Consider the following 25147-nt stretch of genomic DNA (forward strand, 5'->3'; position numbering starts at 1 on the left):
CCTTCTGGCGTTCGGATCAACCGCGGGTGGCGGCAAGGGATTCGCGCGCGGCGGCGGCCACGTTCTCGGGGGTGAAGCCGTACTCGGCGAACAGGGTCTTCGCGTCGGCGGAGGCGCCGAAGTGCTCCAGGGAGACGATGCGCCCGGCATCGCCCACGAACCGGTACCAGGTGAGCCCGATCCCGGCCTCCACGGCGACCCGCGCCTTCACGGCCGGCGGCAATACGCTGTCCCGGTACTCGCGCGGCTGCTCCTCGAACCACTCCACGGACGGCATCGACACGACACGGGTACCGATCCCCTCGGCCTCCAACACCTCCCGCGCGGCGACGGCGAGCTGGACCTCGGAGCCGGTGGCGAGCAGGACCACGTCCGGCGTCCGCGTCGAGGACTCCTGGAGGACGTAACCGCCCTTCGCCGCATCGGAGTTGGGCGCATACGTCGGCACGCCCTGGCGGGTGAGCGCGAGCCCGTGCGGGGCCGGGTGGGTGGCGTGCCGCTTGAGGATCTCGGCCCAGGCGACCGCGGTCTCGTTGGCGTCGGCCGGGCGGACGATGTTCAGGCCCGGGATGGCGCGCAGCGAGGCGAGGTGCTCGACCGGCTGGTGGGTGGGGCCGTCCTCGCCGAGGCCGACGGAGTCGTGCGTCCAGACGTACGTCACCGGCAGCTGCATCAGGGCGGACATGCGGACGGCGTTGCGCATGTAGTCGGAGAACACCAGGAACGTGCCGCCGTAGATACGGGTGTTGCCGTGCAGCGCGATGCCGTTCATCTCCGCGGCCATCGAGAACTCGCGGATGCCGAAGTGGACGGTGCGGCCGTACGGGTCGGCCTCGGGCAGCGGGTTGCCCTTCGGCAGGAACGAACTCGTCTTGTCGATGGTGGTGTTGTTGGAGCCGGCCAGGTCGGCGGAGCCGCCCCACAGCTCCGGGATGACGGCGCCGAGCGCCTGGAGCACCTTGCCGGAGGCGGCGCGGGTGGCGACCGACCTGCCCTCCTCGAAGACCGGGATCGAGGACTCCCAGCCCTCGGGCAGCTGACCGGCGACGATCCGGTCGAACAGCTGGGCGCGCTCGGGGTTGGCGGCGCGCCATGTGCCGAGCTGCTTGTCCCAGGCGGCGTGCGCCTCGGCACCCCGGTCCAGGGCCTTGCGGGCGTGGGCGAGAACTTCGTCGGCGACCTCGAAGGACTGCTCGGGGTCGAAGCCGAGGACGCGCTTGGTGGCGGCGATCTCGTCGGCGCCGAGGGCGGAGCCGTGGGAGGCCTCGGTGTTCTGCGCGTTCGGGGCGGGCCAGGCGATGATCGTGCGCATCGCGATGAACGAGGGGCGCTCGGTCTCGGCCTGCGCGGCCTTCAGCGCCGCGTACAACTCGGCCACGTCGATGTCGCCGCCCAGCGCGGGCTCGACGCGCTGCACGTGCCAGCCGTACGCCTCGTAGCGCTTCAGTACGTCCTCGGAGAACGCGGTCGCGGTGTCGCCCTCGATGGAGATGTGGTTGTCGTCGTAGAGGAAGACGAGGTTGCCGAGCTTCTGGTGGCCGGCGAGCGAGGAGGCCTCGGCGGAGACGCCCTCCTCCAGGTCGCCGTCGGAGAGGATCGCCCAGATGGTGTGGTCGAACGGGGACTCGCCCTGCGGGGCGTCCGGGTCGAACAGGCCGCGCTCGTAGCGGGCGGCCATCGCCATGCCGACCGCGTTGGCGACGCCCTGGCCGAGCGGGCCGGTCGTCGTCTCGACCCCTGCCGTGTGCCCGTACTCGGGGTGACCCGGCGTCTTCGAACCGTGGGTCCGGAACGCCTTGAGGTCGTCGAGCTCCAGCTCGTACCCGGCGAGGAAGAGCTGGGTGTAGAGGGTCAGCGAGGTGTGGCCGGGGGAGAGAACGAAACGATCCCGCCCGGTCCACTCAGGATCGGCGGGATCGTGACGCATCACCTTCTGAAAGATCGTGTACGCGGCCGGGGCGAGGCTCATCGCGGTGCCCGGGTGGCCGTTGCCGACCCGCTGTACGGCATCCGCCGCCAAAAGACGCGCGGTGTCGACGGCACGCCGGTCGAGTTCGGTCCATTCGAAGCTGTCCGGTGTCTGCGTGCTCATCTTCAAAAAGTCCTCGATCGGAGCGAAGTGGCTGGTCCAACGCGTTCAAAAGTAAAAGTCTGACTTTTATGAGGGAAGGTCGGCGTGTGTCAGGCTGTGGTGAAAGTGGGACACCGCGGCGGGCGCAGCGCACGGCTGAGCGCGGGTCGCGCACGACTGAGACGGCATGAGACGGACATGGTGGACACAAGGGCCCAAGGCGGAACGGGTCGAGAGGACGACGGCGACGGTGGCGGCGACCCGATCCGAACCTTCCCCTTCCCGGTCGATCTGAGCGTCCTCGGCGTCGGCATGCACGTCGGCCCGATGGGCTCGGGCCGCACCTGGCACGCCGCCGACGCACCGCTGGAGCGCGTCCACCGCATCGACTTCCATGTCGTGATGCTCTTCGGCGAGGGCCCGGTCCGACACATGGTCGACTTCGCCGAGTACGAGGCGAAGGCCGGCGACCTGTTGTGGATCCGCCCCGGCCAGGTCCACCGCTTCTCCCGCACCAGTGATTACCGGGGCACCGTCCTGACGATGCAACCCGGCTTCCTGCCCCGCGCCACGGTCGAGGCCACCGGCCTCTACCGCTACGACCTCCCACCCCTGTTCCGCCCCGACGGCGCCCAGCTCACCGCCCTGCGCTCCTCCCTCACCCAACTCCGGTGCGAGTACGAGGACACGACGACCCTCCCCCTGAGCCTGCACACGGCGGTCCTGCGCCACTCGCTGACGGCGTTCCTCCTTCGCCTCGCCCACCTCGCCGCGAGCTCGGCGGAGGCCGTGCGCCACCAGGGCGACACCACCTTCACCCTCTTCCGGGAGGCGGTGGAGCGGGGCTTCGCCACCAACCACAGCGTCAGCGCCTACGCCGACCAGCTCGGTTACTCCCGCCGCACCCTCGTCCGCGCGGTCCGCGCCGCCACCGGCGAGACCCCCAAGGGCTTCATCGACAAGCGCGTGATCCTGGAGGCGAAGCGGCTCCTCGCGCACACGGACATGCCGATCGGCCGTGTGGGCGCGTCGATCGGGTTCCCGGACGCCGCGAACTTCTCCAAGTTCTTCCACCAGCACACGGAGGTGACGCCGGCGGCGTTCCGGGCGGAGCTGCGGTGACGCTCCGCTGGTAGGGCCGCGAGGGGATACCGCGGTAGGCCGTCGGGTCACCGCGGGGCCGTTGGGGCTTGCCGCAGCCACGCGGCGGAGCCGCACATCGATACAGCCGCGCCCCTGGGGTCCCTTGACAGAGGGGATCCCGCCTGCCTACGACACCTGCATGACGGTCTACGAAGAAGACTCCGCCTCCGTGCCGCCCGACCTGGACCCGGAGATCACGGCAGCCCGCGCCTCCGCCACCTTCCTGGAACGCCTCGCCGACAAGCTGGGCGGTCGTGCCTCGGTCACCGCCGTCTACGGCGAACCGGTCACCACGGACGGCGTCACTGTCATCCCGGTCGCCAAAGTCAGCTTCGGTTTCGGCGGGGGAGCGGGCCGCGCGGTCGAGGGAGGCGGGGCCGGTGACGGCGGAGCCGGCGCGGGCGGCGTGGAGGCCAAGCCCCTCGGCTACATCGAGATCCGGGACGGCGGCGCGACGTACAAGCCGATCCGGGAGACCTGGGGCGACGTGGTGCTCCCCCTCGTCGCCCTCCTCGCCGGCGCCGCGGTCCCGACGGCCGTCTGGGCGCTGCGGCGCCGCCGTTGAACGTGCCGGTGCCCCGCGAGGAAGGGCCAAGCCTCGCGGGGCACGGTCAACATGCCTGTCAGCGCCCGAAGTTGAACCAGTTCACGTTCACGAAGTCCGCTCCCTGCCCACTGGTGAAGGTGAGGTAGACGTCGTGCGTGCCGGTCACCCCGCTGATGTTCGCCGGGATCGTCCGCCACGACTGCCACCCGCCCGTGTTGCCGACGGCGAAACTGCCGACGGGCGCGTTGCCACGGCTGTCCAGGCGCACCTCGACCAGGCCGCTGACGCCGCTCGCCGCACCGCTCGCCACCCGGGCGACGAACTGAGTGGCCGCCGTGGAGCCGAAGTTGACGCCCCGGTACAGCGCCCAGTCGCCGTTGGCGAGGGATCCGATGTTCTGTCCGCCGCCCGAGTCGGAGGTGGCCTCGGTGCTCGTGCCGCTCTGGCTGTCGAAGGACTCGGCCTGGATGGCGCTGTAGGCGTCACGGTTGCCCGTCGGCGGGGGCGTGGTACCGCTCCCACTGGCCGACAGTACCTGGACGTAGTCGACGACCATGGGCACGCCGGACTGCGTGCCGCTGTCCAGCCCTCCGCCGAACGCGTCCGGGAAGGCGCCGCCCATCGCCACGTTCAGGATGATGAAGAAGCCGTGGTTGGTGGCGTTGGACCAGGTCGTCGCGTCCATCTGGCTCGCGTTGACCGAGTGGAACTGGGTGCCGTCGACGTAGAAGCGGATCGTCTCGGGGCTCACCGAGCGGTCCCACTCCATGGTGTAGGTGTGGAAGCCCGACTGGCACGTTGAGCCGGGACACGCCGTGTAGTTGCCGATGCCGGAGGTCTCGTTGCACGGCCCGCCGGGGTTGGTGCCGCAGTGCATCGTGGCCCAGACCCGGTTCAGCCCCTGGACGTTCTCCATGATGTCCAGCTCGCCGACGCTCGGCCAGTTCTGGTAGTTGCCGCGGTAGGGCGCGCCCAGGGCCCAGAACGCCGGCCAGTAGCCCTCGGCGGCGGTGCCGGTGACGTTCGGCATCTGGATACGGCCCTCGATGCGCAGCTTGCCGCCCGCCGGGGGCTGGAAGTCGGTGCGGTTGGTCTCGATGCGGCCCGAGGTCCAGTTGCCGGCGGAGTCGCGCAGCGGGGTGATGCGGAGGTTGCCGTTGCCGTCGAGCGAGACGTTGTTCGTGCTGTTCGTCATCGTCTCGACCTCGCCGGTGCCCCAGTTGGCGGGGCCGCCCGGATAGCCGGTGCCGGTCGCGTACTGCCAGTTGGAGGTGTTGACGCCGGTGCCCGCGGCGCCGTTGAAGTCGTCGAGGAAGACCTGCGTCCAGCCCGATGGGGGAGCGGGGGCGGAGGCGTTCGCGGACGGGACGGCGACGGTCGCGGCGGCCGCCGCCAGACCCAGCGCGCCGAGCGCGGCGACGAGTATGCGCCTGAGGGGCCGCCGTCTGCGGTGTATGCCGGAGGATTCACTCATGGGGGGTGCTGCCTCTCGGTGTACGGAGTGGGGAAGGGTGCGAGTGCCTTTGAGAGAGGGCGAATGCGTTCCACGTGCGTGTCGCTGAGAGCGCTCTCAAAGTGTCGCCAATGTGCTCCCCGGCACCCCGGCCGTCAAGAGGTGAAGCAGAGAAATCCCTTCCCTCACGGGGGTCTTCACCCTTTGAACACGGCCATTCACTACACCGCACTGCCCTGGATCACAGGAGAGACTGACCGCATGGAACTCGCCTTCACCGGCCCGGTGATCGAATGGCGCGGGCCCGCGCCGTACTACTTCGTCCGTGTGCCGGACGAGGAGTCCGCCGACATCCAGCAGGTGGCCTCGATGGCCACGTACGGCTGGGGTGTGATCCCGGTCGAGGCCAGGGTCGGCGAGGTCGCCTTCGAGACGTCGCTCTTCCCCAAGGACGGCGGCTATCTGCTGCCGCTGAAGAACGCCGTACGCAAGCCGCAGGGTCTCGGCTCCGGTGACGAGGTGGCCGTGGAGATGACCGTGCGCCTCTAGCGACGCGCGGCCGCTCCGGCATCGGACGGCTGCGTGGCACCGGCACCCGTGCGGTGCCGGTGCCACGCCGGCGTCAGACGTGCGTCGGCACGGACGGCGGGGAGGCCGGTGTCTCCTCGTGCAGGCCGAACCGGTCGTGCAGCCGGCGCAGCGGTCCCGGCGCCCACCAGGCGCGGCGGCCGAGCAGCGCCATCGTCGCCGGGACCAGCAGCATGCGGACGACCGTCGCGTCGATCAGCACCGCGAGGGTGAGCCCGAGGCCGATCTGCAGGATGGGCGCGAAGCCGCCGGTCATGAAGGCGCCGAAGACCACCGCCAGGAGCAGCGCCGCGCAGGTGACCACACGGCCGGAGCGGCGCAGACCGGTGACCACGGCCTCCTGGTCGTCGCCGGTCAGTTCACGCGCCTCGCGCATCCGGGCCAGGATGAACAGCTCGTAGTCCATGGCGAGGCCGAACGCGATCGCCACGATCAGCGGCGGCGCGGTGAGGCTGAGTGCGTCGAGGCCCTCGCCGCCCAGCAGCCCGGCCAGGTGTCCGTCCTGGAAGACCCACACCACCACGCCGAGTGCGGCGCCCAGGCTGAGCAGGGTGGTGAGGATGGTGCGCAGCGGGATCAGCAACGAGCCGGTGAAGGCGAAGAGCAGGGCGAAGATGCCGGCCAGGACGGTGACCGCCGCCCAGGGCGCCCGGTCGGCGAGCATCTCCCGGAAGTCCACCAGGCGGGCGGCCGGCCCGGTGACCTCGACGGGTTCGTCGCCGCGGACGTCCCGGATCCGCTCGACCAGGTCGGTGGCCTCCTCACCGTCGACGCTGCCCGGCGGCCGGATGCGGACGACCGTGGCGCCGCCGGGCAGTTCACGGGACTCGGCCGTCGGGGACAGGGCCCGGATCCGGTCGGCGATCGCGCCGTCCGTGCCCGGCCTCAGGACGACGGTGATCGGGGAGACGCCGGTGCCGGGCGGGAAGTGCGCGTCGACGGTGTCGTACAACTGCCGTGCCTCGGTGCTCGACGGCAGCTGCTCGGCGTCGCCGAGGTTGATCGTCATGCCGGTGACGGGCAGTGCCAGGACCAGCAGGACCGGGACGACGGTGGCCAGGACGGCGACGCGGCGGCGGGCCGAGAAGCGGGCCAGGCGGGCGAAGACACGGCCCTCCTCGGCCTCCGGCCGGACCTTCGCCGGGCTGATCTTCCCGCCGAACCTGGCGAGCAGCGCGGGCAGCAGCGTGAGCGCGGCCAGCATGTCGACGACCACCACCGCGGCCACGGCCAGGCCCATGCTGCGCAGGAACACGCTCGGGAACACCAGCAGCCCGGTCAGGCTGACGGCGACGGTGAGCCCGGAGAAGAGCACGGTCCGGCCGGCCGCGGCGACCGTGCGGTGCACGGCCTCCACCACGTCCTCGGTGTTCCGGCGTTCCTCGCGGAAGCGGACCACCATCAACAGGGCGTAGTCCACGGCGAGTCCGAGCCCCAGCATCGTGGTGACCTGGATCGCGTACACCGAGATGTCGGTGACCTCGCTGAACAGGAACAGTGCCAGGAACGCCCCCGCGATCCCGCTGACCGCGATCACCAGTGGCAGCCCGGCCGCGCGCAGCCCGCCGAACACCACCAGCAGCAGGGCGAGGACGACCGGCAGCGAGATCAGCTCCGCGTTCCGTACGTCCTCCTGGGCCCGTTCGGAGATCTGCGTGCCCAGCAACGGGCCGCCGCTGACGTGGACTTCGGGCGCGTCGATCTGCCGGATACGGTCGGCGGCGGCGTCCACGGCCTTCTCCTCGGCGTCGTCATCGAGACCGCCGTCGAGGGTGACGGGGATGATCAGGGCCCGCCCGTCCTCGGCCATCAGGCCGCGCGTGGCGTACGGATCGGGCACGTCGGCCACCCCGGCGACGGCCCGCACGTCGGCGACGGCCCGTTCGACCTGGGCCCGCAGACCGGGGTCGGACACGGCGGTGCCCTCGACGACGGCGGTGATCGACTCGCCGGTGGGGTCGGTGCGTTCGAGGTACTGTCCGGCCGCTTCCGACTCGGTGCCCGGGATGTCGGCCACGTTGTCGGAGAGCCGGCTGAAGACGCCCGTCCCGAGGCCGAAGCCGAGCAGTAGGAAGAGCACCCAGAGAGCGATGACGGTGAGCGGGCGGCGGGTCGCCGCCCGGGCGAGCATGGAGAGCACGGTGCCTCCCGGCGGATGTCGGTTGCCATCGCCCCCAGACTCGTGCCGCGGGGGTGGTCACCGGATCGCCGGAGGGAGCGGTTTGCGGGCATCCGTCGCACGGGGGAGAGGTGCCGCGATCTCCCTCGCTAGGGGGATCCCGGAGTCACCAGCCCCGTCTCGTAGGCGCAGATCACCGCCTGCACCCGGTCCCTGAGAGCGAGCTTGCCCAGCACGTTGCTGACATGGGTCTTCACCGTGTGCTCGCTGACGAACAGGGTCGTGGCGATCTCCGCGTTGGACAGCCCGCGGGCCAGCAGCCGCAGGGTCTCCACCTCGCGCGCGGTCAGGACGTCCAGGCGCTGCGGGGTGACCTCGGCCGCGGCCTCCTCACGGCGGCGCCGCACGATGTCCGCCACCAGCCGCCGGGTCACCGTGGGTGCGAGCAGCGAGTCCCCGGCCGCGACGACCCGCACCGCGTGCACGAGATCGTCGCGTCGCACGTCCTTCAGGAGGAAGCCGCTGGCGCCCGCGCACAGCGCCTCGTACACGTACTCGTCCAGGTCGAACGTGGTCAGCATGACCACCTTGCAGCTGGACTGCCCGCACACCCGCCGGGCCGCGTCCAGTCCGTCCATGACCGGCATACGGATGTCCAGGAGCAGCACGTCGGGCGCGTGCCGCTGCACCGCGGCGACCGCCTCGGCGCCGTCGCCGGCCTCGGCGACCACCTCGATGTCCGGCTGCGCCTCCAGGATCATGCTGAAGCCCGCGCGTACCAGTTCCTGGTCGTCGGCGACGACCACCCGGATGCTCATCCCAGGGCCGCCTCCCGGTCGACGGTCGCGGGCAGCCGTACGACGACCCGGAAGCCGCCCTCCGGCCCGCGCCCGGTGACTGCGCTGCCCCCGCAGGCGGCGGCCCGCTCCCGGATGCCGATGAGACCGTGCCCGCCGTGGCCGGCCGTGGGCCCCCGGCCGTCGTCGGTGACCGTCAGGGTCAATTCGTCCTCCGCCCAGTCGAGTTCGACGATCGCGGAGGCAGCGTACGCGTGTTTGACGGTGTTGGTGAGGGCCTCCTGGACCACCCGGAAGGCGGCGACCTCGGAGTCCGGGGGCAGCGGGCGGGAATTGCCGGAGGTACGCAGCTCCACGCGCAGCCCGGTGGACTCGCCGACCTGGCGGACCAGGCTCGGCAGCTCGGCCACGCCCGGCTGCGGCAACCGCCACGGGCCGCCGTTGCCCTGCGGGTCCTTGAGCACGCCGAGGATCCGGCGCAGCTGCGCCATCGCGTCCCGCCCGGCCGTCGCGATCGCGTCGAAGGAAGCCTCCGCGCGCGCCGGATCGCTGCGCAGCGCCACCGGCCCGGCCTCGGCCTGCACCACCATCAGGCTCACCGCATGCGCGAGGATGTCATGCATGTCCCGGGCGATCCGGGAGCGCTCCTGTGCGATGGCCCGCGCGGTGTCGGCGGCCCGCTCCCGCTCCAGGCGCAGGGCCCGGTCCTCCAGCTCGGCGGTGTAGGCCCGCTGCACCCGGGCGAGCACGCCGAAGCCGTACGCGCAGACCACGCTGAGCAGGTGGAAGGCGTACTCGAACGGCTGGGGATCCTCCTTGTGCGCCATCGTGAGCGAGACCCCGAGCAGCCAGCCGACGAGCATCGCACGCCGATGCCAGGGTTTGCCCAGGGCGGCCATCGTGTACAGGACGACCATGCCGCCGTACATCACGTCCGGCGGCGGCGCGTGGTAGACGGCCTGTGCCGGGGTGGCCATCGACACGGCACACGCGGTCGCGAACGGCGCCCGTCGGCGCCACACCAGCGGCACCGCGGTGGCGGCGCCGATCAGCCAGCCCTGCCAGGTCAGCCGGTCGTCGCCCTCGTCGGGGAAGATCCACTGCAGGGAGACGGCGAACAGCACGAGCGCGGCGAGCGCCGAGTCGACGACGTACGGGTTGGCGGTGCGCAGGCGCTCGGCTACGGGCGAGATCCAGGAACGAGCGGACACGGGCGGCTCCTCGGGGCAAGGGCCCTTTCAGTATCGCGAGGGACCTCACGCCCCGTCCTCACCGACGAGAGGGATATCCGCGGCCCGCCGCGAGGTCCGCTACGCCCCCTTCTCCGGCTGCCACCCCAGCCCCCGCGAGATCCCGCGCGCCGCGAGCCGCACCGCCGGCACCAGCACCGGCACCTGCGCGTCGGTCTGCGGTACGACCACGGACACGGCGGCTACGACCGACCCGCCCGGGCCGCGCACCGGGGCGGCGACCGACAGTGCGTCGTCGGTGACCTGGCGGCTGCTCACCGCCACCCCCGTGCGGCGTACGTCGGCCAGCATGCGGCGCAGCCGGGCCGGTTCGGTGACGGTGTACGGCGTGAAGGAGGCGAGCGGCGCGGCGCAGTACTCCTCCTGGAACTCCGGGGCGCTGTGCGCGAGCAGCGCGAGCCCCACCCCGGTGGCGTGCAGCGGCCAGCGCGCCCCGACCCGGATGTGCACGCCGACCGCCGACCGCCCCGACAGCCACTCGATGTAGACGACCTCGGGCCCGTCCTGGACCGCCAACTGCACGTTTTCGTGCGTCGCTTCGTACAGGTCCTCCAGATACGGCAGCGCGATCTGCCGCAGCGCCAGCCCGCGCGGGGCCAGCGCGGCCACCTCCCACAGCCGCAGCCCGACGTGGTAGAGGCCGGAGTCGTCCCGCTCCAGGGCGCCCCACTCGGTCAGCGCGGTCACGAGCCGGTGCGCGGTGGTCAGGGTCAGCCCGGCCCGGCGGCTGATGTCGGTCAGGCTGAGCGCCGGATGCTCGAGGTCGAAGGCGGCGAGCACCGCCAGCAGCCGGTCGGGCGCGGAACGCGTCCCCTTGGCCGTCAAGGAGGGCACGGCGTCGGCGGTCATCGGCGTCCCGTCACCCCAGCCCGGACTCGGAGACTTTCCGCAGCAACGTGTGCAGCTGCTCGCGCTCGGCGGCGTCGAGGGGCTGGACCAGCTCGTTGGTCACGCGCTGCCCGGCCTCGTCGGTGTTCCGCAGGAAGGCCCGGCCCCCGTCGGTCAGGACGACGATCCGGCTGCGGCGGTCGTCGGGGGAGGGCCGCCGCTCGGCGAAGCCCAGTTTCTCCAGGTCGTCGACCAGGCCGACGATCGCGCTCGGGTCGTAGCCGAGCGACGCGCTCAGCTCGCGCTGGAGTGCGCCCGGGGAGGTGGCGAGGAAGCGCAGCAGCGCGTAGTGGCGCAGGCGCAGTCCCGACTCCTGGAGGAAGGAGTTGAACAGCTGACCGGAGCGCAGGCCGAGGCGGTACAGCAGATAGCCCGTGTCCGCGTGCAGTCCGCGCATCCACGGCTCGTTCGAGTCGATCGGTGCGGGGTTCGTGGTCTGCCGGCTGGTGATGGCGGGCTCCCTGGTCGAGGCCCCGGGTGGGGCGGTGCGTACGTACGGGACCCAGCATGACGCAAGGACGGGTCGACAACAACTATTGACGTCGACAACTATTGTTCTTACCTTCGATCTCGAAGCCGCACCCCCACCGAAGGGACCCGCTCGTGCCCAGCATCGATCTCACCGGCAAGGTCGCCGTCGTCACCGGCAGTGGCCGGGGCCTCGGCCTCGCCTACGCGCAGGCCCTGGCCGCCCACGGCGCCTCCGTGGTCGTCAACGACATCGACGAGGCCGTGGCCGACGCGGCCGTGAAGACCATCACCGAGGCCGGCGGCACGGCCGTCGCCGAGGTCGTCCCGGTCGGCACCACCGAGGCCGCGGACCGGTTGGTCGGCCGCGCGGTCCAGGAGTTCGGGCGGCTCGACGTCCTGGTGACCAACGCGGGCATCCTGCGCGACAAGGTCCTGTGGAAGATGACCGACGACGACTTCGACGCGGTGATCACGACCCACCTGAAGGGCACCTTCACCTGCGCCCGCGCCGCCGCCGTCCGCATGCGCGAACAGGGCGAGGGCGGCACCCTGATCCTGGTCGGCTCCCCGGCCGGACAGCGCGGCAACTTCGGGCAGACGAACTACGCCGCCGCCAAGGCCGGCATCGCCGCCTTCGCCCGCACCTGGTCGATGGAGCTGGGCCGCGCCGGCATCACCGTCAACGCGATCGTGCCGGTCGCCGCGACCGCGATGACCGAGACCATCCCGGCCTTCGCCCCGTACGTCGAGGCCCTGAAGAACGGGCAGCCCTTCCCGGACTTCCTGCGCAAGGGCGAGGGCTTCGGCACCCCCGAGGACTGCGCGGCCCTGATCCCCTTCCTCGCCTCCGAGGCCGCCCGGGGCATCACCGGCCAGGCCATCGGCATCGGCGGCGACAAGGTGGCACTCTGGTCGCATCCGCAGGAGATCGCGGCGGCCTACGCCGACGGCGGCTGGACCCCCGGCACGCTGGCCGACGTCTGGCCGACCTCGGTCGGCGCCGAGCTCCAGTCGGTCGGCATTCCGGCGCCCAAGTTTCCGGAGGCGTGATGGACCTCTCGCTGAACGTGGACGAACTGGTCGCGATCGACGTCCACACCCACGCGGAGGTGTCCTCCAAGGGCCACTCCTCCCTGGACGACGACCTGCACGATGCCTCCTCCGCCTACTTCAAGGTCGAGGGCAAGCGGAAGCCGACCCTGGAGGAGACCGCCGCCTACTACCGCGAGCGGAAGATGGCCGCCGTGATCTTCACGGTCGACGCCGAGTCCGCGACGGGCACGCCGCCGGTCCCGAACGAGGAGGTCGCCGAGGCGGCGGCCGCCAACGCCGACGTGCTGATCCCCTTCGCCTCCATCGACCCCTTCCGGGGCAAGGCGGGCGTGAAGCAGGCCCGCCGTCTGGTCGAGGAGTACGGGGTGAAGGGCTTCAAGTTCCACCCCAGCATCCAGGGCTTCTTCCCCAACGACCGCTCGGTGGCGTACGACCTGTACGAGGTGATCGAGGAGACGGGCACGATCGCCCTCTTCCACACGGGCCAGACGGGCATCGGTGCCGGGGTGCCCGGCGGGGGCGGCATCCGCCTGAAGTACTCGAACCCGCTCCACGTGGACGACGTGGCGGCCGACTTCCCGCACCTGAAGATCATCCTCGCCCACCCGTCCTTCCCCTGGCAGGACGAGGCCCTCGCCGTGGCCACCCACAAGCCGGGCGTGCACATCGACCTGTCCGGCTGGTCGCCGAAGTACTTCCCGCCGCAGCTGGTGCAGTACGCCAACACGCTGCTGAAGGAGAAGGTCCTCTTCGGCTCCGACTTCCCCGTCCTCACCCCCGACCGCTGGCTCGCCGACTTCGAGAAGCTGTCGATCAAGGACGAGGTCAGGCCGAAGATCCTCAAGGAGAACGCCGCCCGCCTGCTCGGGCTGACGAAACCGTAAGGGGCGCGACATGCGCAACGAGGGACTGGGGTCGTGGCCCGCACGCCGGGCCCGCAAGACCCCCCACCGCACCGCCCTGATCCATGGCGACACCGCTTACACGTACGCACAGCTCCACGATCGCACCACCCGCCTTGCCCACGCCCTGCGCGAGAGGGGCGTCCGGCGCGGCGACCGCATCGCCTACCTCGGCCCGAACCACCCCTCCTACCTGGAGACCCTGTTCGCGGCCGGCACGCTCGGCGCGGTCTTCGTCCCGCTCAACACCCGCCTGGTCGGCCCCGAGATCGCCTACCAGCTCGCCGACTCCGGAGCCAAGGCCCTCGTCTACGGCCCGTCACACGCCGGACTCGTCGCGGGACTTCCGGGCAGCACCGACGTGCGTACGTACGTCGAGGTCGGCGCGGAATACGAGGCGGCGCTGGCGTCGGCCGCCGAGGAGCCCATCGACGCGCCGGTCACCCCGGACGACACCTGCATCATCATGTACACCTCGGGCACGACCGGCCGCCCCAAGGGCGCGATGCTCACCCACGGCAACATCATCTGGAACGCGATCAACGTGCTGGTCGACACCGACCTGATCGCCGACGAACGCGCCCTGGTCTCGGCCCCGTTGTTCCACACGGCGGGCCTGAACATGCTGACCTTGCCGGTCCTGCTCAAGGGCGGCACCTGCGTCCTGGTCGAGGCCTTCGACCCGGACGCCACTTTCGACCTGATCGAACGGCACCGGATCACCTTCATGTTCGGCGTCCCGACCATGTTCGACCAGGTGGCCAGGCACCCGCGCTGGCCCGACGCCGACCTGTCCTCCCTGCGCATCCTGACCTGCGGCGGCTCCCCGGTGCCGACCCCGCTCATCGCCGCCTACCAGGAACGGGGACTGACGTTCCTTCAGGGCTACGGCATGACCGAGGCCGCCCCCGGGACCCTGTTCCTGGACGCAGAACACGCGGTCACCAAGGCCGGTTCGGCGGGCGTGCCGCACTTCTTCAGCGACGTACGGGTGGTACGGCCGGACATGGTGCCGGTCGACGTGGGCGAGACCGGCGAGGTCGTGCTGCGCGGCCCGCATGTCATGCCCGGCTACTGGGGGCTGCCCGAGGAGACGGCCGCCTCCTTCGCGGACGGCTGGTTCCGCAGCGGGGACGCGGCCCGCGTCGACGAGGACGGCTATGTCTTCGTCGTCGACCGGATCAAGGACATGATCATCTCCGGCGGCGAGAACATCTACCCCGCCGAGATCGAGGACCTGCTCCTCGCCCACCCGGACATCGTCGAGTGCGCGGTGATCGGGGTGCCGGACGACAAGTGGGGCGAGGTGCCGCGCGCGGTCGTCGTGCCGCGCGAGGGCGCCTCGCTCGACCCCGACGAGCTCCTCGCCTCCCTCGCCGGCCGGCTCGCCAAATACAAAATCCCGAAATCGGTGGTGCTCGCGGACGAACTCCCGCGCACCGCCTCCGGAAAACTCCTCAAATCCCGTGTCCGTAACCGGTACGGCAACCAGTAAGGAACCGCATGAGCATCACCGTGAACGGCCTCGACGAACTGAAGAAGCTCGCGGGCAGCGACCTCGGCACCAGTGAGTGGATCGAGATCACCCAGGAGCGCATCAACACGTTCGCCGACGCCACGGGCGACCACCAGTGGATCCACGTCGACCCCGAGAAGGCGGCCGAGGGCCCCTTCGGCGCCCCCATCGCCCACGGCTACCTCACCCTCTCCCTCTTCATCCCCCTGTTCACCGAGCTGCTCGACGTCCAGGGCGTCACCACAAAGGTGAACTACGGCCTCAACAAGGTGCGTTTCCCCTCCCCGGTCAAGGTCGGCTCGCGCATACGGCTGGTCGGGAAGCTGGCGGAGGTCGAGGAGGTGCCGGGCGGGGTGCAGATCATGGTCGACGGCACCATCGAGATCGACGGCGGGGCGAAGCCGGCGGCGGTGCTGCAGAGCCTCTCGCGGTTCTACGCCTGACCCGGAGCGCGGCGCCGAAGGCGCCTGTGAGGTACGTCACCTGAGTGGTCCAAAGTTCACACCCTGCGTCCGTCGGTCGTTGACCTGCGGAATGTCCCGACTCGTAGCCTTCCCCTAGGGTCGCTACGCCCCGGTAGGCGATACGGTTTGCGGACCAGGCTCTCCGCCGCGCGGCGCAGGGTCGATGCACCTCACCCTTCCACTCTCCTGACCAGGGGACACTGTGATCAAGCGAGCAAGAACCACTGCGCGGTCGACGGCCGTCGTCGACACCCACGCTGCCGCGACGCGACTCGACGCCCCGAGTGAACCGAAGTACGCCCGAGCACGGCGCCGCGCTCTCTCCGCCACGCAGAACCGTAGGACGGACGGGATCACCTTCTCGTCGTCGGTTGGATGACATCGAGTCTCCCGGAATGACTAGCCCGCTGGTTCCGCTTCGACAACTCGTACTCAAGGTGCACAGCCGGTGCGACCTGGCGTGTGATCACTGCTACGTGTACGAGCACGCCGACCAGAGTTGGACCTCCCGGCCGAAAGTGATCTCGGACGAGGTCGTCTCCTGGACGGCGCTGCGTCTGGCGGAACACGCCAAGGCTCACGCACTGCCCTCCGTGCAGGTCATCCTGCACGGAGGTGAGCCTTTGCTGGCCGGCCCGGGGCGCTTACGCCGAATCTGCGAAGAACTGCGGACCAATCTGGACGGGGTTTCCCGGCTCGACTTACGCATTCACACCAACGGAATTCAGCTCAGCAGCAGATTCCTTGACCTTTTCGCTGAATTCGATGTCCGGGTGGGTGTTTCCCTGGACGGCGACCGGGCCGCCAATGACCTGCACCGCCGTTATTCCGACGGCCGCAGCAGTCACGACAGAGTGCTGGCGGCACTCTCACTTCTCCGGCAGGAAAGCTACCGCCATCTGTACGCGGGCCTGCTCTGCACCATCGACGTGCGCAACGACCCCGTCGCCGCCTACGACGCGCTGGCCGCCGAGGACCCGCCGCGCATCGACTTCCTTCTACCGCACGCCACCTGGGACGACCCGCCCCTGCGCCCCGACGGCGCCGGCACGCCGTACGCCGACTGGCTGATGGCCGTCTACGACCGCTGGGATGCCCAGGGCCGGCCGATGCCGGTGCGGCTGTTCGACTCGGTCATCAGCACCCTGGGCGGCGGCCCCAGCCTGACCGAGACCATGGGACTCGCGCCGGCCGATGTCGTGGTGGTCGAGACCGACGGCACCTTCGAGCAGGCGGACTCGCTCAAGACCGCCTTTGACGGCGCACCGGTCACCGGCGAGGACGTCTTCCGCCACTCCCTGGACGAGGTGGCTCTGCATCCCGGCATCACGGCCCGTCAGCAGGGGCTCGCCGGGCTGAGCGAGACCTGCCGGTCCTGCCCGGTCGTGCGCTCCTGCGGGGGCGGGCTGTACGCACACCGGTATCGCGGCGACGGCACGGACTTCGACAATCCGTCGGTCTACTGCACGGACCTCCAAGCGCTCATCCGGTCCATCGACGCACGCACCGGAGCCGGAGCGGGCCGACCGGTCGAGGGATTCGACGCCCTGGCCGACGGCACCGACGACGGTGGGGCCGTACGGGAACTGGCGCGAGCGAGGCAGGCGGTCACCCGTGAGCTGCTGGCCCTCATCGACCAGGAACCGGGCGACGATGCCGAGCTGTGGGCCTCCGCATGGCGCACGGCGCTCGAGATCGGCCGACGGGACAGCGCTCCGGTGGCGGCACTGCTGTCCCACCCGTACACCCGTGTCTGGGCCGTGCGCTGCCTCGACGGCGCGGCGCCGACCGGCCATCTCGCCGCGCTCCTGGCCGCTGCCACGCTGCCCGCAGGCGCGGTCGACCGCATCACGGTGCCGGTGCGTGACGGCTACGCGTACCTTCCCGGGCTGGGGCGGCTGCGCACCGAAACCACGGCGCCCACGGTCGTTCTGACGCCCGATCGGATCGACGGCCCCGGATGGGAGCCCCTGCGGTGGCTGCGGGCCGACGGGCTGGAGGTGGCGCTGGACGACATCGATCCGTACCGCGACTGCTTCGACCGGCCCGTCCAGGGGCGGCTGACGGACGCCGAGATCGAACAGTGGCGGCATGTACTGCCCCAGGCCTGGGCGTTGATCCGCAAGGCGCTGCCGCGCACGGCCGAGGCGATGGCCGCCGGTGTCCGTGTGGTCACCCCGCTCGTCGGCTCGGCCGATCCTCAACCCACCGCGGCCGGTGCCGGATTCGCGGCGCTGGGGGCCGCCCCGACCACCGACCCGGTCCACCTCGCGAGCGAGCTGGTTCGGGGGTTCCGGCTCGGCGCCCTCGACGCCCTGCTCGACCTGTGTGAGCTCTACGACGAGACCGACACCCGCGTCGGCGAGCTGCTCGCCGACGTCTACGCCCGCGTGGCGACCGACCTGCTGCGGCCCGACCCCGAAGCGGCGCGGCGTACGCGTGCCCGGCTGGACGAGTTGGCCGCCGCCCCCTCGCTGACCGCGCTCGGACGGCGTTTCGTCGACGCTGTGCGACGGGGCGGCGTATGACGGTGGCCCGGCTCTCGGTGCGCGATCTCGACGCCCTGGGCGTACGAGCCGGAGAGACCCTGCTGGTGCACGCCTCCCTGCGCCGGGTCGGTGCGGCCGCCGACGTCGTGCGGCGCGTGCTGGTCGAGGGGCTCGGACCGGGAGGCACGCTGGTGGTGCCGACGTTCACCGCCGGGAACTCCGACACCTCACCGGAGTACCGCAGCCACACGCAGGACATGACGGACAGTCAATTGTCGGTCTACCGGGAGGAGATGCCGCCCTTCGACCACCTGCGCACGCCCTCGCAGGGCGTGGGGCGGCTGGCCGAGGCCGTGCGGCGCAGCCCGGACGCGGTGCGCAGCAGGCATCCGCAGACGTCCTTCGCGGCCGTCGGCGCCCGGGCCGCGGAGCTGATGGCGGACCACGACGAGGAATGCCACCTGGGGGAGGAGTCGCCGCTCGCCCGGTTGTACGCCGCGGACGCGCGGGTGCTGCTGATCGGCGTCGGCTACGAGGTGTGCACCGCCTTCCACCTCGCCGAGTACCGCATCGCCGACCCGCCCCGGCGGGAGTACCGCTGCGTCGTCCTGCGGGACGGACTGCGCCAATGGATGTCGTACAGGGACGTCGACCTGAACGACAGCGACTTCGGCGCCCTCGGTGCCGCGTACGAGGCGCACGACGCCGCCCTGCCCGTGCCCGGCGTGCGGCACGGGCGGCTCGGGTCGGCCCGGGTGAGGTCGCTGCCGCTGCGGGCGGCGGTGGACTTCGCGGTCGGGTGGCTGGCCGGAAATCGCCCCAGCCCACAGCTGACGAAGCGGCTACAAAAAGCGCCCGACTTCCTACACTGAGTGTCCACGCTCCCAGGGGGACGGAGCGGGATCGGGGGATCATGTGCAGCCGACGGCGCCGTTACGGGCGGACGCGACCGCCCCGTACTTCTTCCTCAGCTACGCCCACACTCCCCGGGACGAGACCGACGACAGTGATCCGGACGTGTGGGTGCACCGGCTCTTCCGCGATCTGTGCGAGGACATCCGGCAGCTGACCGCCGTGCCGATCGGCGCGTCCGGATACATGGACCGCTCGATGCGCGCGGGCCAGCTGTGGACGACCGAGCTGGGGGACGCGCTCGCAGCCTGCCGGGTGTTCGTCCCCCTGTACTCGCCGCGCTACTTCCACAGTTCCTGGTGCGGCAAGGAGTGGACGATCTTCGCGAACCGGGCCGCGCGGTATCGGACCGAGGGGCACAGGGGCACGCCGGGCGCGATCGTGCCGGCCCTCTGGGCGCCGATCGAGGACCACCAACTCCCCGACACCGTCAGGGACATCCAGTACAAGCACCCCGAACTCGGCGACCGGTATCCGGACTACGGGTTCTACGGCCTGATGAAGCTGAGCAGCCAACGCCGCCACTACCAGCGAGCCGTGTTCGAACTGGCCCGGCGCATCATCGACGTCGGCAAGCGCGTTGTCGTCGAGCCGGGAGAGACCCCCGCCTGGGACGCCGTGCACGACACCTTCGCGACCCTGCGCACCGGACGCATGCTGCGCATCACCGTGGCCGCGGGCTCCCTGGACCGGCTGCCCGAGGGACGCAGCCCCGACTACTACGGCCCCTCGGCGCTCGACTGGAACCCCTTCCGGCCCGAATGCCCCAGGCCCCTGGCCGAGATGGCCGCCGCGATCGCCGAACGCAACGGGTTCCGGCCCGACCTCCAGGCCTTCGACACCTGGCACAGCGAGGCCGGGGGTACCCCCTCCGGGGGAGGATCGGCGGCCGTCGCCGGCCCGGAGGTCATGCTGCTCGACCGCTGGCTGCTGCGCGACCCCGAACAGCGCACCCGCCTCAGCAAGTTCGACGCCACCCATCGCCCGGCGACCGGGCTCATGGTGCCCTGGAACGACGACGACCCCGACAGCGAGGACGCCAAACAGGCGCTGACCGCCGAGACGGCGGCGACCCTGCCGCGCACCGTCAGCCAGGCGGAGCAGGCGTGCCGGCCCGCCGTCCGCGGCATTCCCGACCACGAGTCCTTCGACGCGCTGCTGCCACGTGTCGTGCAGTGGGCAGCGGCCCAGCACCTCAAGCAAGCCCCCGCGCAGCCGCCGCCGGGCAGGGCCACCCCCCGCTTCCGGCTGAGCATCGCCGGGCACGACGACAACCTGTCACCGGTGCATCGCCCGCATGCCGAGGAGGAAGACCGCGATGAGCAGCCTTGACGGACGGGCCGGCCGCGACGGCCGGGTCGTGACGTTCTACTCGTACAAGGGCGGCACCGGCCGGACCATGGCCCTCGCCAACACCGCCTGGATCCTCGCCGCCAACGGCAAGCGTGTCCTCGCCGTGGACTGGGACCTGGAGGCGCCCGGCCTGCACCGCTTCTTCCACCCGTTCCTCGACCCGGCGACGGTCGGCGCCACCACCGGCGTCATCGACCTGCTCACCGACTACGCCTGGGCGGCCTCCGCCGACGCCACGGAGACCGAGCACCGGCCCCCGGACTGGCACCGCCAGTACGCCCGCATCCAGCGCCACGCGGTCTCCCTGGACTGGCCGTTCCCCGAGCCGGGCACCCTCGACCTCGTCTCCGCCGGTCGGCAGAACCGTGACTACTCGGCGATCGTCTCCACCTTCGACTGGGACAACTTCTACGAACACCTCGGCGGCGGGCTGTTCTTCGACGCGTTACGCGACGACATGCGGCACCACTACGACTACGTCCTCATCGACAGCCGCACCGGCCTCTCCGACATCGCCGACATCTGCACCGCCCACCTGCCCGACATCCTCGTGGACTGCTTCACCCTCAGCGGCCAGAGCATCGACGGAGCAGCCGCGGTCGCCCACCACATCGACGAACGCTTCCGCAGCCGCCGTATCCGCATCCTGCCCGTGCCGATGCGCATCGACGAGGGCGAGAAGGAGAAGGCCGACGCGGGACGGTCCCTCGCCCGGGCGAAGTTCGACCGGTTCCCCTCCGGCATGACCGAGACCCAGCTCACCGGCTACTGGGGCTCGGTGGAGATCCCGTACCGGCCCTACTACGCCTACGAGGAGACCCTGGCCACCTTCGGTGACGAGGCCGGCAACGCCGGCTCGCTGCTCGCGGCCTTCGAACGGCTCACCGGCGTCATCACCGACCAGGCCGTCACCGCGCTGCCGCGGATGGACGAGGAGGTGCGCCTCGCCATCAAGAAGGCGTTCACCCGCAGCCGTTCGGCGCTCCCGGCCGACCTGCACCTCAGCTATGTGTCCGAGGACCGGATGTGGGCGGACTGGATCGCCGCGCTGCTCACCCGGGCCGGCTTCCGGGTGGTGCTGAAGTACGTCGGCTGCGAGGGCGACGGAGCCGAGAAGCCGGCCGACCGCACGGTCGTCGTGCTCTCCCCGGCCTACCAGCGCTCGGCGCGTGCCCGCCAGGTGTGGGAGGCCGCGACCGGGGGCGATCCCTCCGGCCGGCGCCAGGTCGTCCCGGTCCGGGTCGGCGACATCCGTCCGGCGCCGACGTTCAGCGAGTGGGCGCCGGTGGACCTGGTGCGGCTGGACGAGACACAGGCCACCGGAGCGCTGCTGCGCGCCCTCGGCAAGCCGGCCCTGCCCGCCGAGCGCCAGGCCGACGGGCCGCCCACCGAGGCCCGCTTCCCGGGCACCGCGCCCAAGTTCTGGAACGTCTCGCCCCGCAACGCCTCCTTCACCGGCCGCAGCGCCCTGCTGGAGAGGCTGCGCGACAGCCTCGGCTCCAGCACCACCGGCGTCTCCCCGGCGCCGTACGCCCTCTACGGCCTCGGCGGGGTCGGCAAGACCCAGATCGCGCTGGAGTACGTGCACCGGTTCGCCGCCGACTACGACCTGGTGTGGTGGATCCCCTCCGAGCAGAACGAGCTCGTCATCTCCTCCCTCGCCGAACTCGGCGGCCGCCTCGGCCTGCGGGTCGGCGACGAGGCGGCGCAGGCCGCGCAGGAGGTGCGGGACCATCTGCGCCAGTCCGGCTCCACGCTGCGCTGGCTGCTGGTCTTCGACAACGCCGACGAACCGCAGGAGGTCAGCCGGCACTTCCCCGGCGGCAACGGCCACATCCTGGTCACCTCCCGCAACCAGGGCTGGTCGCAGCACGGGGAGACCATCGAGGTCGACCCCTTCCTGCGCGAGGAGAGCATCGAGCACCTGCTGCGCCGGGCCGCCGACCTCAGCGTCGAGGACGCCGACCGGGTCGCCGCGGCCGTCGGCGACCTGCCCCTCGCCCTCGACCAGGCCGGCGCCTGGCTCGCCGAGACCGGCACCCCCGTCGACACCTATCTGGCGGAACTGGACCAACAGGCCGAGATCGTCCTGTCGTTCAGCCAGCCCTCCAACTACCCGCAACCGGTCGCGGCCACCTGGAACGTCTCCATCGAGCGCCTCAAGGAGCGCTCCCCGGCCGCCGTACAGCTGCTGCAACTGTGCGCCTTCTTCGCGGCCGAGCCGATCTCCATGAAGCTGCTCTACGGCGACGAGATGATCCGCGTGCTGGCCGAGAAGGACCCCTCGCTGCAGGAGAAGATGGTCCTCGGCCGGGTGATCCGGGAGATCGGCCGCTTCGCGCTCGCCAAGGTCGACCGGGGCACCGAGTCGATCCAGGTGCACCGGCTGGTCCAGGCCGTCATCCGCGCGCAGATGACACCGCAGGAACAACTGGACGCCCAGCACGTCGTGCACCGCATCCTGGCCGGCGCCCGGCCCTCGGGCGAGGAGCCGATCGACGCCCCGGAGAACCGTCCGGTCTTCGCCGCGATCTGGCCGCACCTGGAGGCCTCCGAGGCGAGCACGTGCGACGAGCCCAAGACCCGCCAACTCCTCATCGACCGGGTGCGCTACCTCTGGAAGCGCGGTGACCTGAACGTCGCCTTCGGCCTCGGCGAGGAGCTTCGCTCCTCCTGGGAGGTGCAACTGAACGCCCGCAGCGCCCAGATCGCCGAGCTGGAGAAACGGATCGCCGCGGACAAGGAACGCACCGGTACGGCCGACGCCGAGCACACGAAGGCGCTGGCGGAACACGAGCGCTATGCCGGGGACCTGCGGATGCAGATCCTCTATCTGCGCTTCCACATCGCGAACGTGCTGCGCTCCCTCGGCAAGTACGTGGAGGCGGAGCGGGTGGGCTCGGACACCCTGGCCCAGCAGCGCCGGCTGCTGGCCCCGGACCATCCGCACGTCCTGATGACGACCAGCGGTCTGGCGACCGACCTGGGGAGCATCGGACGGTTCACCGAGGCCCTGGAGATGGCCACGGCGGCGTACAGCGGATTCAAGGAGAGCTTCGGCGAGGACCACCCGCGCACCCTCAAGGCCAACAACAACCGTGCCGTCTGCCTGCGCCAGCTCGGCCGCTACGGCGAGGCCCGCGATGTCGACCAGGAGATCTACGACCGGTGGCGCAACGATCTCGGTGAGACGAACCCGGAGACCCTGCTGAGCGCCACCAACCTGGGCCGCGACCTGCGGGAGGTGGGCGAGTACGGCACCTCGATCTCGCTGCTGCGCCGCGGGTACACCGCCTATCAGGAGCTGTTCGGCGACACCTACCCCGAGACCCTGCGCACCGCCAAGAGCCTCGCCGTCTCCCTGCGCAAGGCGGGGCAGGTCGCCGAGGCCCGCTCCATCACCCACCAGACCCGCGAGAACTACCGCACCCGGGAGATCCCCACCACGACCCCCGACGTCCTGGACTGCACCCTCAACTACGCCACCGACCTGTACGCCACCGGAGCCCGCGACGAGGCCCTCGCCCTGGCCGAGGAGATCGTGCCCCAGTACCGGACAGCACCCGGCGTGCGGCACCCGGCGACGCTGGCCGCCGTCAACAACCTGGGTATCTTCCTGCGCGGCTCCGGCGAGGTGGGCAAGGCGCGGGCCCTGCTGGAGGAGAACCTGGCCACGCTGCGCGAGGTGCTCGGCGAACGCCACCCGTACAGCCTGGCCTGCGCCGTCAACCTCGCCAACGTGCTGGCGGAACTGGGCAGGCTGGGCGAGGCCGAGGAACTGGAACGGATGGCCGTCGCCGGATTCCAGGCCGGTCTCGGCCACGGCCACCCCGACACCGTCGTCTCGCGCGCCAACCTGGCGGTGACCCTGCGCACCCTGGACCGGATCCCGGAGGCCGAACAGCTCCAGGAGAGCGCCCGCACCGATCTGGCCCGGCTGCTCGGCGAGGACCATCCGCACACGGCGACCGTGCGCGAGGGCAAGCGGATCCACCGGGACCTGGAGCCCCTGCCGGTCTGAGAGCCGACCGCAGCGCAGGCGGGCGTCTGTTCACCGGCGCTGAGAGGTCGCGGGGTCAGTGCTGGTCGACGGTCACCCCGGGCCGGCGGCCGCCCAGCAGCCAGGTCACGATGTCGGGCAGCACCCGCAGCGACCCGAAGTGCGCGGCGGCGGGCTGCAGGATGGCGGTCACGCTGGGGATGCGGGCGGCCAGCCAGCGGGTGTGGCTGGGCGGGGAGAAGACGTCCTGCTCTCCGTGCCACAGCAGCACCGGCACGACGATGTCGGCCGGATTGAAACCCCAGGGGCTGCAGAACGACAGCGCGTCGTCCACCCAGCCGTCGGCCGACACCCGCAGTGCCTCGCGGTAGTTGCGCAGCAGCATGGCCCGGACCCCGGCGTCCGCGACCACCCTGAGATCGGACTCGGTGAGATCCCGGCGCAACTGAGCCAGCAGCCGCACCGGGTCCGAGCGGATGGCGACGGACCGAAGGCGCAGGCTGGCCGCGAGCCGGTCCGGGCTGGCGAGGGCCTTGGAGAACTCGTTGACGTTGGAGGCCGCCATTCCGGCGAACCAGTCGAGTCCGTCCGCGTCGCGCGGGGCGAGGCTCACCAGCACCGCGACCCGGGTCACCCGGTCGGGCAGCAGGGCGGCACAGGCCAGCGCGTGCGGTCCGCCACCGGAACGGCCGACCACGGCGAACCGCTCGATACCGAGAGTGTCCGCAACGGCGGCGACATCGGCCGCGACGTGCGCGACGGGCCGCCCGGGCAGCGGATCCGAGGAACCGTAGCCCGGGCGGTCGTAGGTGATGAGCTGGACCCGCTGGTGGTAGAGCAGCATGGGCCGGGGTGCGGGGCCGAGTCTGCTGCCGGGTGTGCCGTGCAGCAGGAACACCGGAAAACCGCCCGGATCGCCGGAGATCTCAACGGCTAATCGTCGTCCGTCCCCCGTGTACACGTCTTTGAGCATGCGCGGTCTCCCCTCGAGGCCCCCGCCCGCGGTGGCATGCCGTGTGGTCGTGCAACGGCAATTCCCCATCGTGCCCCAGATCATCCCGATGTGCGGGAGTTTCCGGCTTCTGGCGGGTCAATGACCGCCAGGTGACGCGGACTTGTCCCTTCGGCGGC

19 protein-coding genes are annotated in these 25147 nt (G+C 71.2%); 11 read left to right on the forward strand and 8 right to left on the reverse strand.

Annotated features, from left to right (window positions below):
• Positions 1-16: 16 nt before the first annotated feature.
• Positions 17-2092 carry a transketolase gene (gene tkt, locus ABD932_RS16080; protein ID WP_345013125.1) on the reverse strand — a complete coding sequence of 692 codons (2076 nt, stop codon included), beginning with the start codon at positions 2090-2092 and terminating at the stop codon, positions 17-19.
• A 177-nt stretch (positions 2093-2269) separates the two neighbouring features.
• On the opposite strand from tkt, the gene ABD932_RS16085 reads away from it, so the two are divergent.
• Together ABD932_RS16085 and ABD932_RS16090 are read left to right on the forward strand one after the other, a co-directional pair.
• The gene (locus ABD932_RS16085; RefSeq protein ID WP_345013127.1) at positions 2270-3193 is read left to right on the forward strand and encodes a helix-turn-helix domain-containing protein; all 924 of its coding nucleotides are present in this window, start codon (positions 2270-2272) and stop codon (positions 3191-3193) included.
• 160 nt (positions 3194-3353) lie between these two features.
• Positions 3354-3779, forward strand: coding sequence for a spore germination protein GerW family protein (locus ABD932_RS16090; RefSeq protein ID WP_345013129.1), 426 nt, complete (start codon positions 3354-3356; stop codon positions 3777-3779).
• A gap of 58 nt (positions 3780-3837) precedes the next feature.
• Here the strand turns inward: ABD932_RS16090 and ABD932_RS16095 are convergent, their stop codons facing one another.
• The gene (locus tag ABD932_RS16095; protein ID WP_345013131.1) at positions 3838-5235 is read right to left on the reverse strand and encodes a glycoside hydrolase family 16 protein; all 1398 of its coding nucleotides are present in this window, start codon (positions 5233-5235) and stop codon (positions 3838-3840) included.
• A 240-nt stretch (positions 5236-5475) separates the two neighbouring features.
• Between ABD932_RS16095 and ABD932_RS16100 the strand changes: the two genes are divergently transcribed.
• A complete protein-coding gene (locus tag ABD932_RS16100) occupies positions 5476-5763 on the forward strand; it encodes a DUF1905 domain-containing protein (protein ID WP_345013133.1) in 288 nt (95 codons plus the stop codon).
• Positions 5764-5836: 73 nt separating this feature from the next.
• Here ABD932_RS16100 and ABD932_RS16105 read toward each other — a convergent pair whose 3' ends face one another.
• The 5 genes from ABD932_RS16105 to ABD932_RS16125 form a co-directional block, all read right to left on the reverse strand.
• The gene (locus ABD932_RS16105) at positions 5837-7942 is read right to left on the reverse strand and encodes an MMPL family transporter (RefSeq protein WP_345013135.1); all 2106 of its coding nucleotides are present in this window, start codon (positions 7940-7942) and stop codon (positions 5837-5839) included.
• A gap of 128 nt (positions 7943-8070) precedes the next feature.
• Positions 8071-8739, reverse strand: coding sequence for a response regulator (locus tag ABD932_RS16110; protein WP_345013137.1), 669 nt, complete (start codon positions 8737-8739; stop codon positions 8071-8073).
• Entirely contained in the window at positions 8736-9929 is a 1194-nt protein-coding gene (locus tag ABD932_RS16115; RefSeq protein ID WP_345013139.1) for a sensor histidine kinase, read from the reverse strand. The genes ABD932_RS16110 and ABD932_RS16115 overlap by 4 nt, the downstream gene beginning before the upstream one ends.
• 99 nt (positions 9930-10028) lie before the next feature.
• The gene (locus tag ABD932_RS16120) at positions 10029-10817 is read right to left on the reverse strand and encodes an IclR family transcriptional regulator (protein WP_250086562.1); all 789 of its coding nucleotides are present in this window, start codon (positions 10815-10817) and stop codon (positions 10029-10031) included.
• Between the two features lie 10 nt (positions 10818-10827).
• The gene (locus ABD932_RS16125) at positions 10828-11253 is read right to left on the reverse strand and encodes a MarR family winged helix-turn-helix transcriptional regulator (RefSeq protein ID WP_345013143.1); all 426 of its coding nucleotides are present in this window, start codon (positions 11251-11253) and stop codon (positions 10828-10830) included.
• Positions 11254-11459: 206 nt separating this feature from the next.
• On the opposite strand from ABD932_RS16125, the gene ABD932_RS16130 reads away from it, so the two are divergent.
• From ABD932_RS16130 to fxsT, 8 genes are all read left to right on the forward strand, one after another.
• Positions 11460-12377, forward strand: coding sequence for an SDR family NAD(P)-dependent oxidoreductase (locus ABD932_RS16130; protein ID WP_345013145.1), 918 nt, complete (start codon positions 11460-11462; stop codon positions 12375-12377).
• Between the two features lie 11 nt (positions 12378-12388).
• Positions 12389-13264 carry an amidohydrolase family protein gene (locus ABD932_RS16135; RefSeq protein ID WP_425587483.1) on the forward strand — a complete coding sequence of 292 codons (876 nt, stop codon included), beginning with the start codon at positions 12389-12391 and terminating at the stop codon, positions 13262-13264.
• 10 nt (positions 13265-13274) lie between these two features.
• The gene (gene menE, locus ABD932_RS16140) at positions 13275-14777 is read left to right on the forward strand and encodes an o-succinylbenzoate--CoA ligase (RefSeq protein ID WP_345013149.1); all 1503 of its coding nucleotides are present in this window, start codon (positions 13275-13277) and stop codon (positions 14775-14777) included.
• Positions 14778-14785: 8 nt separating this feature from the next.
• On the forward strand, positions 14786-15241 hold the full coding sequence (locus tag ABD932_RS16145; RefSeq protein WP_345013151.1) for a MaoC family dehydratase: 456 nt from the start codon (positions 14786-14788) through the stop codon (positions 15239-15241).
• Positions 15242-15657: 416 nt separating this feature from the next.
• Positions 15658-17790: an FxsB family cyclophane-forming radical SAM/SPASM peptide maturase gene (locus ABD932_RS16150; RefSeq protein WP_345013153.1), complete on the forward strand. Its 2133-nt coding sequence runs from the start codon at positions 15658-15660 to the stop codon at positions 17788-17790.
• The gene (locus tag ABD932_RS16155; RefSeq protein ID WP_345013155.1) at positions 17787-18623 is read left to right on the forward strand and encodes an AAC(3) family N-acetyltransferase; all 837 of its coding nucleotides are present in this window, start codon (positions 17787-17789) and stop codon (positions 18621-18623) included. The genes ABD932_RS16150 and ABD932_RS16155 overlap by 4 nt, the downstream gene beginning before the upstream one ends.
• 43 nt (positions 18624-18666) lie before the next feature.
• The gene (locus tag ABD932_RS16160) at positions 18667-19995 is read left to right on the forward strand and encodes a TIR-like protein FxsC (RefSeq protein WP_345013157.1); all 1329 of its coding nucleotides are present in this window, start codon (positions 18667-18669) and stop codon (positions 19993-19995) included.
• On the forward strand, positions 19982-24037 hold the full coding sequence (gene fxsT, locus ABD932_RS16165; protein WP_345013159.1) for an FxSxx-COOH system tetratricopeptide repeat protein: 4056 nt from the start codon (positions 19982-19984) through the stop codon (positions 24035-24037). Before ABD932_RS16160 ends, fxsT begins: the two co-directional genes overlap by 14 nt.
• A 55-nt stretch (positions 24038-24092) precedes the next feature.
• Here fxsT and ABD932_RS16170 read toward each other — a convergent pair whose 3' ends face one another.
• Complete coding sequence (locus tag ABD932_RS16170) at positions 24093-24989, reverse strand: alpha/beta fold hydrolase (RefSeq protein WP_345013161.1); 897 nt, start codon at positions 24987-24989, stop codon at positions 24093-24095.
• Positions 24990-25147 lie beyond the last annotated feature (158 nt).

The sequence above is a fragment of the Streptomyces shaanxiensis genome, assembly GCF_039537145.1.
GTDB classification, from domain to species: Bacteria; Actinomycetota; Actinomycetes; order Streptomycetales; family Streptomycetaceae; genus Streptomyces; species Streptomyces shaanxiensis.